Annotated in this window: 13 protein-coding genes and 5 pseudogenes; 12 read left to right on the forward strand and 6 right to left on the reverse strand. The window is 50.1% G+C overall.

Going from position 1 to position 16,115, the window contains the following annotated elements; genetic code table 11:
* The first annotated feature begins 83 nt into the window (after positions 1 to 83).
* The 6 genes and pseudogenes from cmk (at position 84) to pyrF (ending at position 5,446) form a co-directional block, all read left to right on the forward strand.
* Positions 84 to 767, forward strand: coding sequence for a (d)CMP kinase (gene cmk, locus DZ54_RS0101235; protein WP_025672839.1), 684 nt, complete (start codon positions 84 to 86; stop codon positions 765 to 767).
* Positions 768 to 869: 102 nt separating this feature from the next.
* A pseudogene (gene rpsA / locus DZ54_RS17970) lies at positions 870 to 2,542 on the forward strand (30S ribosomal protein S1).
* Positions 2,543 to 2,614: 72 nt separating this feature from the next.
* Positions 2,615 to 2,899 (forward strand): integration host factor subunit beta, encoded by a 285-nt coding sequence (ihfB, locus tag DZ54_RS0101245; protein WP_021022390.1) that lies wholly within the window; start codon positions 2,615 to 2,617, stop codon positions 2,897 to 2,899.
* A 299-nt stretch (positions 2,900 to 3,198) separates the two neighbouring features.
* The gene (locus tag DZ54_RS0101250; protein ID WP_025672840.1) at positions 3,199 to 3,486 is read left to right on the forward strand and encodes a LapA family protein; all 288 of its coding nucleotides are present in this window, start codon (positions 3,199 to 3,201) and stop codon (positions 3,484 to 3,486) included.
* A gap of 3 nt (positions 3,487 to 3,489) precedes the next feature.
* Positions 3,490 to 4,660 (forward strand): annotated as a pseudogene (gene lapB, locus DZ54_RS17975) (lipopolysaccharide assembly protein LapB).
* 87 nt (positions 4,661 to 4,747) lie between these two features.
* Positions 4,748 to 5,446 carry an orotidine-5'-phosphate decarboxylase gene (pyrF, locus tag DZ54_RS0101260; RefSeq protein WP_025672841.1) on the forward strand — a complete coding sequence of 233 codons (699 nt, stop codon included), beginning with the start codon at positions 4,748 to 4,750 and terminating at the stop codon, positions 5,444 to 5,446.
* Positions 5,447 to 5,509: 63 nt separating this feature from the next.
* Here pyrF and DZ54_RS0101265 read toward each other — a convergent pair.
* The 6 genes and pseudogenes from DZ54_RS0101265 to pspF form a co-directional block, all read right to left on the reverse strand.
* Positions 5,510 to 6,211: pseudogene (locus tag DZ54_RS0101265) on the reverse strand (peptide ABC transporter ATP-binding protein); the annotation flags it as partial.
* Positions 6,212 to 6,308: 97 nt separating this feature from the next.
* Positions 6,309 to 7,314 (reverse strand): annotated as a pseudogene (locus DZ54_RS17980) (peptide ABC transporter ATP-binding protein).
* Positions 7,314 to 8,201: a putrescine export ABC transporter permease SapC gene (gene sapC, locus DZ54_RS0101275; protein WP_025672843.1), complete on the reverse strand. Its 888-nt coding sequence runs from the start codon at positions 8,199 to 8,201 to the stop codon at positions 7,314 to 7,316. Before sapC ends, DZ54_RS17980 begins: the two are co-directional and overlap by 1 nt.
* Positions 8,188 to 9,150, reverse strand: coding sequence for an ABC transporter permease (locus DZ54_RS0101280; RefSeq protein WP_025672844.1), 963 nt, complete (start codon positions 9,148 to 9,150; stop codon positions 8,188 to 8,190). The genes sapC and DZ54_RS0101280 overlap by 14 nt, the downstream gene beginning before the upstream one ends.
* A gap of 3 nt (positions 9,151 to 9,153) precedes the next feature.
* Positions 9,154 to 10,770, reverse strand: a complete 1,617-nt coding sequence (sapA, locus tag DZ54_RS0101285) for an ABC transporter substrate-binding protein SapA (protein ID WP_025672845.1) — start codon at positions 10,768 to 10,770, stop codon at positions 9,154 to 9,156.
* 139 nt (positions 10,771 to 10,909) lie between these two features.
* Positions 10,910 to 11,905 carry a phage shock protein operon transcriptional activator gene (gene pspF, locus DZ54_RS0101290; RefSeq protein ID WP_025672846.1) on the reverse strand — a complete coding sequence of 332 codons (996 nt, stop codon included), beginning with the start codon at positions 11,903 to 11,905 and terminating at the stop codon, positions 10,910 to 10,912.
* Positions 11,906 to 12,066: 161 nt separating this feature from the next.
* Here pspF and pspA point away from each other — a divergent pair, with 161 nt between their 5' ends.
* The 6 genes and pseudogenes from pspA (at position 12,067) to DZ54_RS23900 (ending at position 15,899) form a co-directional block, all read left to right on the forward strand.
* Positions 12,067 to 12,735, forward strand: coding sequence for a phage shock protein PspA (gene pspA, locus DZ54_RS0101295; RefSeq protein WP_025672847.1), 669 nt, complete (start codon positions 12,067 to 12,069; stop codon positions 12,733 to 12,735).
* 21 nt (positions 12,736 to 12,756) lie between these two features.
* Positions 12,757 to 12,987 carry an envelope stress response membrane protein PspB gene (gene pspB, locus DZ54_RS0101300; RefSeq protein ID WP_021022379.1) on the forward strand — a complete coding sequence of 77 codons (231 nt, stop codon included), beginning with the start codon at positions 12,757 to 12,759 and terminating at the stop codon, positions 12,985 to 12,987.
* A pseudogene (gene pspC / locus DZ54_RS17985) lies at positions 12,984 to 13,378 on the forward strand (envelope stress response membrane protein PspC). The gene pspB and the pseudogene pspC overlap by 4 nt, the downstream one beginning before the upstream one ends.
* Positions 13,379 to 13,469: 91 nt before the next feature.
* Positions 13,470 to 14,861, forward strand: a complete 1,392-nt coding sequence (locus tag DZ54_RS0101310) for a YcjX family GTP-binding protein (RefSeq protein ID WP_025672848.1) — start codon at positions 13,470 to 13,472, stop codon at positions 14,859 to 14,861.
* Positions 14,862 to 14,872: 11 nt separating this feature from the next.
* On the forward strand, positions 14,873 to 15,397 hold the full coding sequence (locus tag DZ54_RS23895) for a hypothetical protein (RefSeq protein WP_081721561.1): 525 nt from the start codon (positions 14,873 to 14,875) through the stop codon (positions 15,395 to 15,397).
* The gene (locus DZ54_RS23900; RefSeq protein WP_081721562.1) at positions 15,288 to 15,899 is read left to right on the forward strand and encodes a TIGR01620 family protein; all 612 of its coding nucleotides are present in this window, start codon (positions 15,288 to 15,290) and stop codon (positions 15,897 to 15,899) included. Before DZ54_RS23895 ends, DZ54_RS23900 begins: the two co-directional genes overlap by 110 nt.
* Positions 15,900 to 16,115: the final 216 nt, after the last annotated feature.

Genomic DNA, 16,115 nt, shown 5'->3' on the forward strand with positions numbered 1-16,115 from the left:
TTGCGCGAAAGCATGATGTGATAAAAACGCATGAAGCGATAGAATGGGCGCGGTAAGCGATCGAGACCAATGTGGAGAGATTTATGCCGACACAGGCGCCTGTTATTACAGTCGATGGACCAAGCGGTGCAGGAAAAGGAACCTTATGTATGCGACTGGCTGAAAAGCTCGGTTGGCACCTGCTCGATTCTGGTGCTATCTACCGGGTATTGGCACTCGCAGCGATTCATCATGATGTTGATACTGAATCCGAAGACGCACTGGTGCCACTGGCCGCAAACTTAGACGTGCAGTTTTTGGCCGAAGGTGACTTGGTTAAGGTGATCCTCGAAGGCGAGGATGTCTCGGGAACCTTGCGGACAGAGCAGGTAGGCAATCAAGCTTCAAAAGTGGCGGCGTTACCTCGAGTACGTGAAGCATTATTACGCCGCCAGCGTGCTTTTGCTGGTCAACCTGGCTTGATTGCCGACGGACGTGATATGGGGACCGTGGTTTTCCCGCAGGCAGAAGCTAAAATCTTCTTAGATGCCAGTGCTGAAGAGCGTGCACGCCGTCGTCAGCATCAGTTGCAAGGCAAGGGGGTTAATGTTACCTTTGATGGCCTTTTAAGTGAAATTCAAGAGCGTGATGATCGTGATCGCAACCGTGCGGTGGCACCATTACGCCCTGCGTCTGACGCCCTAGAGCTAGATTCTACCTCATTATCGATTGACGAGGTGATCGAGCGGGCGCTGGCGTTTATTGAAAGCAAATTATCGGCTGCATAAGCAGTCTATAACTGTTAGCTGCAAGGATGATAGCTAACATATTTAACAACCCCATGCGGTAGGATACCCGTGGACGTTTATCAAATTGAAGATTTAAATATAATGACTGAATCTTTTGCTCAACTCTTTGAAGAGTCTCTAAAAGAAATCGAAACTCGCCCAGGTTCTATTGTTAAGGGTACTGTTGTTGCTATCGAGAACGGTTTTGTTCTGGTTGACGCAGGCCTGAAATCTGAATCGTCCATTCCGGCTGACCAATTCAAGAACGCTGCTGGCGAACTTGAAATTGAAGTAGGCGGTGAAGTCGATGTAGCCTGGACGCAGTGRAAGATGGTTTCGGTGAAACTCAGCTTTCTCGCGAGAAAGCTAAGCGTCACGAAGCTTGGATCCAGCTAGAAAAAGCGTACGAAGAAGCTGAAACTGTTAATGGTGTTATTAACGGTAAAGTGAAAGGTGGTTTCACCGTAGAACTGAACGGCATCCGTGCGTTCCTACCGGGTTCACTGGTTGACGTTCGTCCAGTACGTGACACTTCTCACCTGGAAGGCAAAGAGCTCGAGTTCAAAGTGATCAAGCTTGACCAGAAGCGCAACAACGTTGTTGTTTCTCGTCGTGCAGTTATCGAGTCAGAAAACAGTGTTGAACGTGACGAGCTGCTAGCTTCTCTGCAAGAAGGCATGGAAGTTAAAGGTATCGTTAAGAACCTGACTGACTATGGTGCGTTCGTTGATCTGGGCGGCGTTGACGGCCTGCTTCACATCACTGATATGGCGTGGAAGCGCGTTAAGCACCCATCAGAAATCGTTAATGTTGGTGACGAAATCAACGTTAAAGTTCTGAAGTTTGATCGTGAGCGTACTCGTGTATCACTCGGTCTGAAACAACTGGGTGAAGATCCATGGGTAGCAATTGCTAAGCGTTACCCAGAAGGTCACAAGCTGACGGGTCGCGTAACCAACCTAACTGACTACGGCTGCTTCGTTGAAATCGAAGAAGGCGTTGAAGGTCTGGTACACGTGTCTGAAATGGACTGGACCAACAAAAACATCCACCCATCTAAAGTGGTTAACGTGGGTGACGAAGTTGAAGTTATGGTTCTGGACATCGACGAAGAGCGTCGTCGTATCAGCCTAGGTCTGAAACAGTGTAAAGCCAACCCATGGCAGCAATTCGCTGAAACTCAGAACAAAGGTGACCGTGTTACTGGTAAGATCAAGTCAATCACTGACTTCGGTATCTTCATCGGTCTAGACGGCGGCATCGACGGTCTGGTTCACTTGTCTGACATTTCTTGGAACGCAACCGGTGAAGAAGCCGTTCGTGAATACAAGAAAGGCGACGAGATCTCAGCAGTGGTTCTTCAGGTTGACGCAGAGCGTGAGCGTATCTCACTCGGCATCAAGCAGATGGAAGAAGACCCATTCAACAACTACCTGGCAGCCAACAAAAAAGGTGCTATCGTTAATGGTACGGTAACCGATGTTGACGCGAAAGGCGCAACTGTTGAGCTAGCAGAAGGTGTTGAAGGTTATCTGCGTGCTTCTGAAGCATCGCGTGATCGTGTTGAAGACGCGACACAAGTGCTTTCAGTTGGCGACAGTGTTGAAGCGAAGTTCACCGGTGTTGACCGTAAGAACCGCGTTCTTAACCTGTCTGTACGTCTGAAAGACGAAGCTGACGAGCAAGAAGCAGTCGCGAGCCTGAACAAAACCGAAGAAGGTTCTATCGGCAACGCGATGGCTGACGCGTTTAAAGCAGCAGCGAAAAGCGAATAATGTATACGTTGAGGGGGAAATATTCCCCCTCTGTGTCTATACTGTTGAGAAACATACTAAAGCGGGGTGTTTATGACCAAATCTGAGTTGATTGAAAGGCTCTGTAGTCAGCAAACCCATCTGTCTGCGAAGCAGGTAGAGGATGCCATCAAGGAGATCCTTGAACATATGGCAAGCACACTAGAAAGCGGTGATCGTATTGAAATCCGTGGTTTTGGTAGTTTCTCACTACATTATCGCGCGCCTCGTGTAGGGCGTAATCCTAAAACAGGCGAGAAAGTTGAGTTAGACGGTAAATACGTCCCTCACTTTAAACCTGGTAAGGAGCTTCGTGATCGCGTTAACATTTATGGTTAATCGATAGACGCTGAAAAAGACGGCATGCTGAGAGTATGCCGTTTTTTTATGTCCGTCGATCATAGCTTGCGTGACGAATTTCCTGCATAATCATACCTCCTGTTTAAGATCTTGTACCTACGACTGATACGTTATTATTTGGATTAACCTTAGCCTGAATAAAGCGTAAGCTAGGGGCAAGCTCAAGATGACGTTTGATATTGAAATCAAGCGTAAACGTTCACAGTGGCAGGTGCCTCGCACTTTGTCTATCTACATCACTGATCGGGCATTCGGCCTTTCGCAATGAGGGAATACTTGTGAAAATACTCGGCATTCTGTTTTTGGTATTATGCTTTTTGATCGCCTTGGCGCTAGGAGCGCAGAACCAAGCTGTGGTCAATTTTAATTATTTAATCGCTCAGGGTGAGTTTCGTTTATCGGTCATCTTGGGGATTGTCTTTGTCATCGGATTTGGTATTGGTTGGCTCGTTTGCGGTGCGCTATACCTCAAGGCTCGGATGACGGCTCGAGGACTACGTAAACAGGTGGAAAAACAACGCAAAGAACTTGATAAGTTGCGTACGGACCCGCTTAAGGAAAAATAATCCATGCTAGAGCTGTTGTTTCTGTTACTTCCCATTGCCGCCGGTTACGGTTGGTACATGGGTAACAGGAATGCTCGTCATCGACGGCAAGAACAGTCCCATCATTTGTCGCGCCAATATGTGGCGGGGCTCAATTTGCTGCTGTCTGAGCAATCAGATAAAGCGGTCGACTTGTTTATTGAGCTGTTACAGGTCGATAACGAAACCATTGATACTCATCTCGCTTTGGGCAATTTATTTCGCTCTCGTGGTGAAGTCGACCGAGCCATCCGGATCCATCAAAACTTAATTGCCCGCCCCAATCTTACGTTAGATCAGCGTAATCTTGCGATGCAGCAGCTCGCTAAAGATTATATGGTCGCGGGTTTTTTTGATCGCGCCGAGAAAATCTTTGCAGAGCTGGTTGATGAGCCAGATTATCGAGAATTCGCCCTTCAGCAATTGCTTGCCATTTCGCAACAAACGCGAGAATGGGAGCAAGCAATCGATACCGCTGCGAAGCTGGTCAAAATGGGCAAACATAAGCTGCGTAAAGATATTGCCCATTTTCACTGTGAGCTTGCAATGCAGCAACTCGCTGAGGGGGATGAGCACAAAGCGCGACAATTATTACGCCGTGCCTTGTCTTACGATAAAAGTTGTGTGCGGGCGAGCTTAAAGCTGGCAAGGCTCGATATCCAGCATGAAGACTATAAAGGCGCGCTTAAACAGCTCGAGAATATCTTAGAGCAGGATGCCGATTTTGTCAGTGAAGCGCTGCCTTTGCTCGCAGAAAGCTATCGCGCCTTGGGGCGTGAGATGCAGCTGGTACGTTTTTTAAAAGAATGTATTGAAGAGAACGCGGGCGTCAGCGCTGAGCTCATGCTCTCTGAAGTCATTGGCAGCAACGAAAATATTGCCATGGCACAGAGTTTTCTCACCCGCCAGCTTACGCGTAATCCCACCATGCGCGGCTTTCATAAGTTAATGGAATACCATGTGGAGCAAGCAGAGGAAGGGCGTGCAAAAGCCAGCCTAAACACCTTGAAAGACTTGGTCGCCGAGCAAATGAAAGTCAAACCCCATTACCGATGTCGCAAATGTGGTTTTTCCACCCATGCGCTTTATTGGCAATGCCCATCTTGCAAAAGTTGGGGGGCTATCAAGGCCGATTCGGGGGCTTGATGGGGAGTAATGGCGATGCTTAGGCATCGCCGTTTTTTTATCAGTTGTTGCGGCATGATGCCGTGTGTAAGAATTCAATGAGGAACGAGGAGACAAAATGCACGACCCAAAAGTCATCGTGGCACTTGATTATGCAGATATGCACCAAGCGTTAGCCTTTGCGGATAAAATCGAGCCAGGTTCATGTCGTCTAAAAGTCGGCAAGGAAATGTTTACTTTGTTTGGGCCGGCGTTTGTTAAACAGCTTCATGCAGGTGGACACGACGTCTTTCTCGATCTCAAGTTCCATGATATCCCGAATACCTGTGCCCGTGCTGTGGCGGCAGCGGCAGAGCTAGGTGTATGGATGGTCAATGTACATGCATCTGGGGGGGAGCGCATGATGGTAGCCGCGCGCGAAGCGTTAACGCCCTATGGCGGCAATCGTCCGTGGCTCATTGGTGTGACGGTACTTACGAGTATGACAGAGGCAGACTTAGCGGATAGTGGGATCCATGTTTCACCTCAAGCCCAAGTACAGCGTTTGGCTGGCTTAACCAAACAGGCAGGGCTTGATGGGGTAGTGTGTTCAGCGCATGAAGCCAGTATGCTTAAAGCGCAGTGTGGTGAGAGCTTTAAGCTGGTTACCCCAGGGATCCGGCCGGCCGGCAGCGCCGTGGGCGATCAGCGCCGTATCATGACCCCAGTAGAAGCGGTGAATGCCGGGTCTGATTACTTAGTGATTGGTCGACCTGTCACACAAGCCGCCGACCCGGCGGCTGTGTTAAATACGATTAATCAATCCTTACGCACTTAATGCCACACTGATAAGCGTGTAAAAAGGTTGGGCGGCAAGCTTAGCAGGCCGCCCCTATTGGCATTATGGCCGTGTGCTTGGGGATTTGCGAGACCGTCTGTCTAAAACAGGGGCGGTAAAGTGGCTATCGATAAGCCGCTGAGTGAGGCTATGCTGTGGTTTAGCAAATAGCGACGCGGTGTCGCCCGATTCAACCACTTCGCCTTTTTGCATCACCATCAGCTTGTCGGTCACATGTTTAATCACCCCCATGTGTTGCGACACATAAACATAAGACAGCCCCATTTCCTCTTGCAGCTCGAGGAGCAGATTGATGATCTGCGACCGCATCGACATATCCAAGCCATTTAACGCCTCATCGGCAACAATCACACTGGGTTGCAAAATCAACGCTCTTGCTAGCGAGACCCGCTGTTTTTGCCCAGTGGCGAGCATTTGCGGATAAAAATAAGCATGTTCGGGGATTAAGCCAACCCGCAGTAAGGTATTTTTTATCCGTTTTCCGCGCTCTTGAGGCGTCATATTGGTATTTCTACGCAAAGGCCCTTCTAATATTTGTCCAATCTGGTTGCGTGGGTTCAGTGACGTATTCGGGTCTTGAAAGATCATCCGGATGAGCTTGCAGCGCGTTTGATAATCTTTATAGTGGAGCAGGTCGCCATTCACGCGGATTTGTCCGGCAGTCGGTTCAACCACGCCAGCAATCATCCTTGCAAGGGTCGATTTTCCTGAGCCATTTTCTCCCACAAATGCAATTGTCTCACCCACATCCAATGAGAACGAGACCGGTTTCACCGCATGAGTCACGCGTTTTTTCAGCCAGTCAGTGCGGTGATGATAGTCTTTTGATAGCCCATCGATTTCAAGAAGAGCGGCCATGGTTGTTCTCCATGTTGAGCGGGAAATGACAGGCAAATTTATGATTTTTTACTTTCTGGGTCCGTGGCACTTCCACGCATTTTCGTTGCGCATAAGGACAACGTGGCCCCAGTCGGCAACCGATGGGTAAATGTTGCAATGGCGGTATTGATCCTGGCAACGTTTCTAACTTGCTTTTATGCGGGATCTCGCGGCTGAAATCCGGCATGGTCCGTAATAATGCATCTGTATAAGGATGATGCGGGGTTGTCAGGATTTGTTCGCGATTCCCTGATTCCACTGACTGACCACAATACATCACAGTAATTCTATCTGCCCAACGCGTGACCAAGGTAAGATCATGGCTAATCAGCAAAATCGTCGTGTTCGACAGTTGATTCGTACGGCTGAGTAATCGGAATATTTGTGCTTGTGTGATGGGATCCAAATCATTGGTCGGTTCATCCGCAATTAATAGCCGAGGACGGTTGGCGATCGCCATCGCAATCATCACTTTTTGACACTCGCCATCGGTGAGCTCGTACGGGTAGCTGTCCATCACCCGCCGATGATCCTTTATTCCCACCTTGTGAAGTAGGGCGATAGAATGCTGTTTACGCCAGTTTAAGCGTTGCCACCAACTGACCAGAAAGGACGCGGAGGAATGGCTTCTTCAAGCTGATGTCCCACCACTTCAGAGGGGTCAAGACAGGTGGAGGGCTCTTGAAAAATCATCGCAATGTCTTTACCCACCACGTGGCGACGCTCTCTGGCGGGCAGCTCCAGTAAATCAATATTGCCAAGCGTAAGCGGTCGGCGCTAACATGCCATTGATCTTTGGTCACACCACAAATGGCCTTAGCGACCAAGCTTTTGCCTGAGCCCGATTCACCTACTAGGCCGCGGATTTCGCCGTCATTAATGGTCAAGCTCATTCTATCTACCGCTTTAACCATTCCTTGAGGCGTTTCAATCTCGATGGTCAGGTGTCGAATATCTAATAACGGCATTATTCAGTTCCTGCGTTGATGGCTTGGCTGACCCCTTCACCCACAAGGTTAACAACCAACACGCTAAACGCAATGGCCATACCGGGTAGCGTCACTGTCCAGGGGGCGGTAAAAATCAGCTCGATAGAGTCGCCGAGCATTGCGCCCCATTCGGGGGCCGGAGGTTGAGCCCCTAACCCCAAAAAGCCGAGCGCAGCAACATCCAAGATCGCTACCGAGATCGCATGGGTCACTTCTGTACTCAACACGGTGACAATATTGGGTAAAATAGAATGGTGTAGCAAATAGATATCATTCGCCCCGTCTAAACGTGCAGCGATGATGTAGTCCTTTTCTATTTCATCGTGGACCGCGGTATACACTGCACGAATAATACGCGGGATCAATGATAACCAAATCGCGAGCAACACCTGGGTTTCACCAACGCCGAGAAATGCGACCACAATAATTGCCAATAGCAGAGAAGGAATAGAAAGAATGCTATCAAGAATGTGGTTTAACACACTGGATTTTAGGCCTTTGGTCATCCCTGCGAGTACACCGATAGCGACGCCGACCAGCGACGCGGTTAATGCCGTTATCAGGGCAAAACCAAAGGTTAAGCGAGAGCCCGCAACTAAGCGCGACAGCATATCTCGGCTTAAATCATCGGTGCCGAGAAAGAACTCAATCTGCCCAGACTGTACCCAAGAGGGTGGCATCAAAAGTTGACCGGTTTGATGTTGCGGATTCCAAGGCGCGAGCAACGGCGCAAAGAGGGTCACCAAGATAAGCCCAGCCAGACACCAAAAGCCAATCACCGCTAATTTGTTGCGGCGGAAGGCATTCCAAGTGCGTTCAAACTGAGTGGGAATATGCTGTTCGACGTAAACATTATTTGAGGGCATACCATTTCTTCCTTACCAGTGGATTCATAAAAGCCCCTAGCACATCGGAGATAATATTAATCAGTAACACAAACCCACCGATCGCTAGCACGCCCGCTTGCACGGATGTGTAGTCTTTGGCAAGTAAGGCATCAAGTAACCAGCGCCCAATACCTGGCCAGTTAAACACTGACTCTACGATGATCACAAAGGTCACCATGGTGGAAACCAATAAACCAAAGTTGGGAATGATTGGCGGAATCGCGTTTTTCATCCCATGACGAAGCACAATCTCAGTTTTCGATAGCCCCTTGGTAGCGGCCGCTTTAATGTAATTCTGACTCATGACATAGGCCATCGAGTTTCTGACCATTTTGATAATTTCAGTCGTCGGTACCACTGCCAGTGTTAGAGTCGGGAGCGCAAGATGACGCATGATATCGGTCGCCACTTTTCCTTGAAGTGGTAAATCCGAGAGCCATAAATCGACCAACGCAAATCCGGAAATGTGTGGGATCTCATACAAAAGGTTATACCGGCCCGAGACTGGGAACCATTGTAAGTCGAGTGAAAACACCATGATCAGTAAGATCGCTAACCAAAAGGTAGGAATCGAAAATACGATCAGCGCGAGAGATGAAATTACCTTATCGGTGGGCCCTTGACTGCGCAGCCCTGCGAGTGTGCCAAGCGGTACCCCCACCATCACGCTAATTACCAGGGCGGAAATACACAGCTCCAACGTCGCCGGTGCGACATGTGAAAGGGTATTAATCACCGGCTCACCATTTGCGGTGGCCCCGAGGTTTCCATCAATGAGTTGGCGTAGATAATAAATCCACCCTAACCAATAGTCATATTGGTGCCACACCGAATCAGGCGACAATAAAATGATGTTATAAGCGACCAACGTGAGAATGACCAAGGTGATCAAGAATAAGTTGAAGCGTCGTAAAGTATAGATCAACATGGTTTAGCGCTCCCGTGACACATCAGCAAAACTGTCCGCCCCAAAAGGGGTCATCGTCAGCCCGGTTAAATGCGCATCACGGACTTGGTGTTGAATGCCATGCGCAAGCGGCACCACCGGCATTCTGCGGTCAAGAATGGTTTGCGCGTCACGGTATAAGGTTTTGCGCATGGCGATATTGTCTGTCGCAATCGCCTCATTTAAAGTTTGATCAAAAAAGCGGTTACACCAATTGGCGATATTCCATCCCGTGAACTTGGCATTACAGGTCAGTAGAGGACGTAAAAAAGCATCGGGATCGCCATTATCGGCCACCCAACCGGTGAGCACCATATCGTGACTATCGTCGCCTTCCCGAATGGATGCGCGGTTAACGGTTTTTTCGGGAATGATATTAACGTCTATCCCAATTTCTCCGAGGTCAGCTTGGATCAGCTCGGCGGTTTTACGTGGACTGGGATTAAATGCCGTGGGTTTTAATGGCACCGTTAAGTCAACACTGAACCCATGGCGATACCCCGCTTTAGCGAGTAAAGCCGCCGCGAGCTTGGGATCATATTTACTTTGACGATTCGGATCATATGCCCATGACATCGGAGGTAATAAGCTAGTGGCGGGAGTGCCGGTACCATAGTACACCGAGCTGAGTAAGGCACCGCGATTAATCGCCAAGTTGATCGCCTGACGAACCTCTACTTCCGAGAGCGCCGGATGGCGAGTGTTGAGTGCAATGAACGCCACGTTCATCCCATTTGAGGATAAACGAAAACGCGGATCATCAATCACCACCGGCAACTGGCTGGCGACGGGAGAAGCGAGCACATCACATTCACCGGTGAGCATTTTCGCCAAGGTGCCAGTGCCTCGGGTTGAGATATCAAAGACCACCTGTTCCATAGGGGCTGGACCTTGCCAATATTGCCAGTGGCGGCGTAGGCGAATCAGTTCACGAGGCTGATACTCAGCCATGGCGAACGGGCCGGTTCCCACCGGATAGGTGTCGATTTTTTCTGGTGTCCCAGCTTCTAATAATTGGTTGGCGTACTCTTTTGAAAGAATCACCGAAAACTTGGTGGCCAATGTTGAAAGAAAAGACACATCGGGCCGGGAGAGGGTAAATTGTACACGGTAGGTATCGGTCGCTTTGACACTCGAGACTAAACCTGAAAAATCCATGCTATCGAACCATGGATATTGACCGCCAGAAATGCGATGAAAAGGGTGACGGGGATTAATCAAGCGACGAAAAGAGAAGACAACGTCCTCTGCATTCAGATAACGAGAGGGCGTGAACGTCACACTGCGGTGGAAGGCAACGCCGCGACGAAGTACAAACGTATAGGTTTTACCGTCGTCACTGACCTCCCAACTTTTCGCGAGCATTGGCTCTGGTTGGTAGGTGTCAGGGTTCAGTCGAAGCAGACGGTCGTATAGCTGGCTCGATAAGGTGTCCGCGGTCAGGCCGCCATCGGTCAACTGAGGGTTAAATGTATTAGGTTGGCCTTGACCACAAAACACAAAACCACGGTTGTCGGCCGCACGTTGATCGTTGGCCGCATCACAACCTGCGAGAACCAGACCGCTTACGCCCAGGATCAAAAACTGGAAAAAAACGCGCATAAACCAAGTAAAATCAGCTATCAAAGTGAATCCCGTAATCTACCACCGAAACAGTCTTACCACCAAGTAAAGTAGGGGCTATCTTGTGTTTCTTTGTCGCGAGTTGTCCCTGAGCCCGTACCGGTTGATTGCCACAATGCTAGTTGTCTTGTCCCACGTCATATTTGCGCAGCAGCCCCCTCAATTGATGGTAGCTTAGGCCAAGTAACTGCGCGGCCTTCCTCTGATGATAGTTGGCTTGCGATAATGCCGCTGTGACCAACTCGCGTTCTTGTATGGTTTGCCACTCCCGCAGATCGACGGGCAAAGCTGGAAGTGAATCTTGGACCGCTGACGGAGCACGCGCCGTCTGCTGAGCCTGCCAAGGCGGGGAAAACGGGTCAAGGCAAATGGTATCGATAGGCGTGTTGGCATCATTATGGCGAGAAAGCGCCCGCTCAACCGCATTTTTCAACTCTCGCACATTGCCTGGCCAAGTGTGTGTCAGCAATTGTGTTTGAGCTTGTTGCGAAAAGCCTGCGAACAATGGATAACCAAGCTCAACCGCCATTTTCATAGCAAAGTGCTCGGCCATGATCAAGATATCCTGCTGGCGCTCGCGAAGCGGGGGGAGATGGATGACATCGAAGGCGAGTCGATCCAATAGGTCAGGACGAAACTGATTTTGTTGGGCAAGCGTGGGCAGATCTTCATTAGTAGCGCACACCAGCCGAACATCCGCACGCAAAGGGGTGGTGCCGCCAACACGTTCATATTCGCCATATTCAATCACACGGAGTAACTTTTCTTGCACGCCCTGAGGTGCGGTGGCAATTTCGTCCAAAAATAACGTCCCGCCCTCAGCGCGCTCAAATCGGCCCGCATGTCGGCCCTTGGCACTGGTAAAAGCACCGGCCTCATGGCCAAACAGCTCAGAATCGATCAGCCCCTCGCTTAACGCCGCACAGTTCAAGCTCACAAGCGGTTGTGACCAACGGGACGAGAGATAATGTAGGCGCTGCGCGATCAACTCTTTCCCGGTGCCGCGCTCACCCATAATCAGAATGGGACGGTTGAGCGGTGCCAGCCTGCTGACATGATCTAACACGGCTAAAAAACGGTCGGACTCCCCGAGTAAGTTATCTTGTTCTCGCATGGCGATTTTTACCAAATAGTGGTTTTATTCATCATGAACGGTTTAGAAGATCGACGCAACTGGTTTTAACTGATTGAAAAATAGCACCTAAAAAGTTGGCACACCGTTTGAATAAGATTGAACAGGTTTAAACAAACTTGAATCAATATAGGGAGTCAGTGATGGGAATATTTTCTCGTTTTGCAGATATCGTCAATGCCAATGTCAACGCGTTGCTCGATAAGGCGGAAGATCCACAAAAAATGGTCCGTTTGATCATTCAAGAAATGGAAGACACCTTAGTAGAGGTGCGGACCTCGTCAGCGAAAGCGATGGCGGATAAAAAAGAAGTTGCGCGTAAGATTGAAAACATTGAGCGACAAATTCAAGAGTGGCAAGAAAAAGCCTCGTTAGCGTTACAAAAAGATCGTGAAGATCTCGCGCGGGCCGCCCTAATTGAGAAACAGAAAGCGCATGATGTCAAAGTCGCACTCGATGAAGAGTTAAGCTTAATTGATGAAAGCGTTGAAAAACTAACGGGTGAAATTGCAGCGCTTGAAACCAAGCTAAGCGAAACGCGGGCACGTCAGCAATCACTAACCCTTCGCCGTGAAACCGCAGGTAATCGTCGTGATGTGCGTCGCCATCTAGGGAGTGGCCGAGCGGACGAAGCCATGGCGAAATTTGAACAATACGAGCGTCGTATTGACGAACTAGAAGCTGAAGCCGACAGCTACCAAGTGGGCAAAGGCAAAGGATTAGACGATGAGTTCGCGGATCTGCAAGCGCAAGATGAAATTGAGAAAGAGCTGGCGTCTTTGAAAGCTAAAATGAAAGATAATCAATCATAACCCATATGACGAGGAGCAGACATGTCATCACTATTTCTTGGTTTTCCCCTGGCGATATTTTTACTGTTCGTGGCCCCACTGTGGCTGTTGCTGCACTACCGCAGTAAACGCCAAGTTGAGCAAGGCTTAAGTGGGCAAGATTACGAAACGTTGCAGCAGCTGGCTCAGCGTGCTGAAAAACTACAAGCCCGTGTGGATAATTTAGAGCGCTTGCTGGATGCGGAAGCGCCACAATGGAGGCAACGCGCATGAGGGGAACCTTATATCGAGACCCAGACAACGGCCGCATTGCCGGTGTGTGTGCCGGGCTTGCGAATCACTTTGGGATGGAAACCTGGTTGGTCCGGATCCTGACGGTTTCCGCGTTTTTGCTCGGCTTCGGTTTTTTTGTCGTGGTCGCTTACATCGCGGCGGTGTTGATTTTAGATAAAAACCCGCGCAAGAACAAGAAACCGTCGAACCGACCCACGCTGCGCCAGAGCACCAAGTGAAACAAAAGCCGTGGCAATCCGGCAAGTCAGCCAGTCAACTGATCGGTGATCTCAACCGTGAGTTCACGCAAATGGAAGACAAAGTCACTCAGATGGAAGCCTATGTGACATCCTCGGCCTTTAATGTCGATCAAGCGTTTAAAAAGTTATAATTCGCCTCAAATTATCAACATAAGCACTCAATCACGCCAAATCGGCTGCCTGTCATGGGCAGCTTGGCGGTTCAAGGAGCCATATTTACTTATGCCATCAGTGAAAAAGCGTGTAAAGCAGTGGGCCAGCCGAGGTGCTGACCGTCATGTTCGTCTTGCGGTCACTGGCCTGTCACGTGCGGGGAAAACGGCGTTTATCACCTCACTGATTAACCAGCTGACGCATTTGGGCACTGAGCCTAATTTACCGCTTATGCAATTAGTGCAACAAGGCCGAGGGCTCGGTGCGCGTCGTGAGCCACATCCACATATGCACTTGCCCGCTTTTGATTACGACACCGCCATGCAAGCGCTACACAGTACGCCACCGGTTTGGCCATCACCGACGCGCGATGTCAGTGAAGTACGCCTCGCGGTGCGGTATCGACCGCAGTCTGCGGCACTGAGAGCAATTAACGACATGGCGACCTTGTACGTTGATATTATCGACTACCCCGGAGAGTGGCTACTCGATTTACCCTTGTTAAGCCAAACGTATTCGCAGTGGTCAGCAAAACAGTCTGGATTATTAACCGGGCGTCGGGGCGAATTGGCTGGCAGGTGGGCAACCAAAGCCGCGGCGCTAGACCCGTTTGCACCTGCTGATGAAAAAAAGCTGGCAGATATTGCCGAAGACTACACCGCCTTTTTACACCAGTGTAAAGCGCATGGTGGTTTACACTGGGTGCAACCTGGCCGATTTGTGTTGCCAGGCGAACTAGCCGGTGCGCCTGTGGTGCAGTTCTTTCCATGGGTTGGCACGGAAAACGAACAAGACCTCGCCAAAGCAGGCAAAGAGTCGAACTATGGAGTGCTTAAAGCCCGCTATGACTATTACTGTGAACATGTGGTCGCCCATTTCTATCGCGAGCACTTTGCCAAAATTGATCGCCAAATCATTCTGGTCGACACCTTACAGCCGTTGAATGCGGGGCCCGCGGCGTTTCACGATATGCGCCTCGCCGTCGAGCAGCTGATGCAAAGCTTTAAATACGGCAAGTCAGGGTTACTCAAACGGCTCTTTTCACCCCGCATCGATAAAGTGTTGTTTGCCGCTACCAAAGCGGATCATGTCACACCAGAGCAGCACCCAAATATGGTGAGTCTGTTGCAACAAATTGTGCATCAAGCGTGGCAACAGGCGGCGTTTGAAGGCATAGAGATGCGCTGTCAAAGCGTCGCTGCGATTGAAGCGACCACACCGGGTTATGTCTCAGTAAAAGGGAGTAACCGAAGCGCGTTAAAAGGCAATTTGGTCGATAACAGCCCGGTGACATTGTACCCAGGCGATGTGCCGGCCCAATTACCAGCTGACGACTTCTGGCAAGACCAAGGGTTTGATTTTCCGTCGTTTCGTCCGCAGCCGGCGCCGTTAGATGCCCCTTTGCCGCATATCCGGATGGATAAAGCCCTAGATTATTTGCTTGGCGATAAATTTCGATAGATGAGGTGGTCATGACCCAATACAAGCCAAAACAAACCTTTGCACAGGATGCCGAGATAGACGAAACAGCATTAGATAGCCAGATACAGCAAGGCACCACATTTGAATCGGAAAACGAATTCACGCCAGCGGCAAGTGCTGAGTGGGAAGCATCGCTTGATGCGACGCTTGCCCCTTCGTTACGCAAGCAACGCCGGGTGTGGCCATTTCTTATGTTGGCAACCCTGCTACTGGCGTTGTGGCAATCCGCTGACAGTGTGTATCAAAGCTGGCTCGCGCAAGATTGGCTGAGCCTTGGCTGGCAAGGTTTGCTGATCGCCATCGCGACGACTGGCTTGGTGGCGGTGGGTAAAGAGTGGTGCGCCATGCGTCGTCTGGTGCAACGGGATGCGGTACGCCAGCAGGCCGAGCAACTGCTGACCAGTGATGCTGTTGGGCAGGGCGAACGTTTTTTCGTCACCAGTAGCGGAGCAAACCGGACAAACACAGAGCGCTGCTTTTACACAGTGGCAGCAAGCGATCACGGCAACCCATAATGACAGCGAAATTTTGGGCCTATATGAACAACGGGTACTGAGCGCACAAGATAAAGTGGCACGTGCGTTGGTCACGAAACACTCGCAAGAAGCGGCATTAATGGTGGCAGTGAGTCCACTCGCGGTGGCTGATATGTTGCTGGTGGCGTGGCGAAACTTTCACTTGATGACCAAGATTGCCAACGTGTATGGCATTCAGCTTGGGGTTAAAGCTCGATTTAGCTTGCTCAAGATGGTGCTTACCAACATGGCGCTTGCGGGGGCGAGTGAGGCGATGACGGATGTTGGGTTTGATGTCCTGTCGGTGAACCTCGCAGGACGTGTTTCTGGCCGCGTCGCCAAGGGTTGGGGAGTTGGCTTGCTCACCGCTCGCCTTGGGTTAAAAACCATGACCCTCATGCGGCCACTGCCTTGGCATGGGCAAGCGGCTCCGAGCTTGTCACAGTTGCGGCGCGAGTTGGTAAAACGCTTAATGGGGAAAAGCCAAACCGCCACCCCTTAACAAGCCATACTTACAGCAATAGGTGTACCGCTCGTTATGGCAGAGCTCTTGGTCACAGGGCTCTTAGTGATACGGCTCTTGGTGATATAGCTCTTAGTGATACGTTTCTTGGCGACACGGTAGGCAGTGAGACGCTGCCGCCCTGTCTGCTTATTTATAATATAATCAAAAATTTATGCGGAAAAAGCCTGTGCTACAAACGTGATGTCGTATGGC

Origin of the sequence: Salinivibrio socompensis S35, assembly GCF_000513715.1 — a bacterium.
Classification (GTDB): domain Bacteria; phylum Pseudomonadota; class Gammaproteobacteria; order Enterobacterales; family Vibrionaceae; genus Salinivibrio; species Salinivibrio socompensis.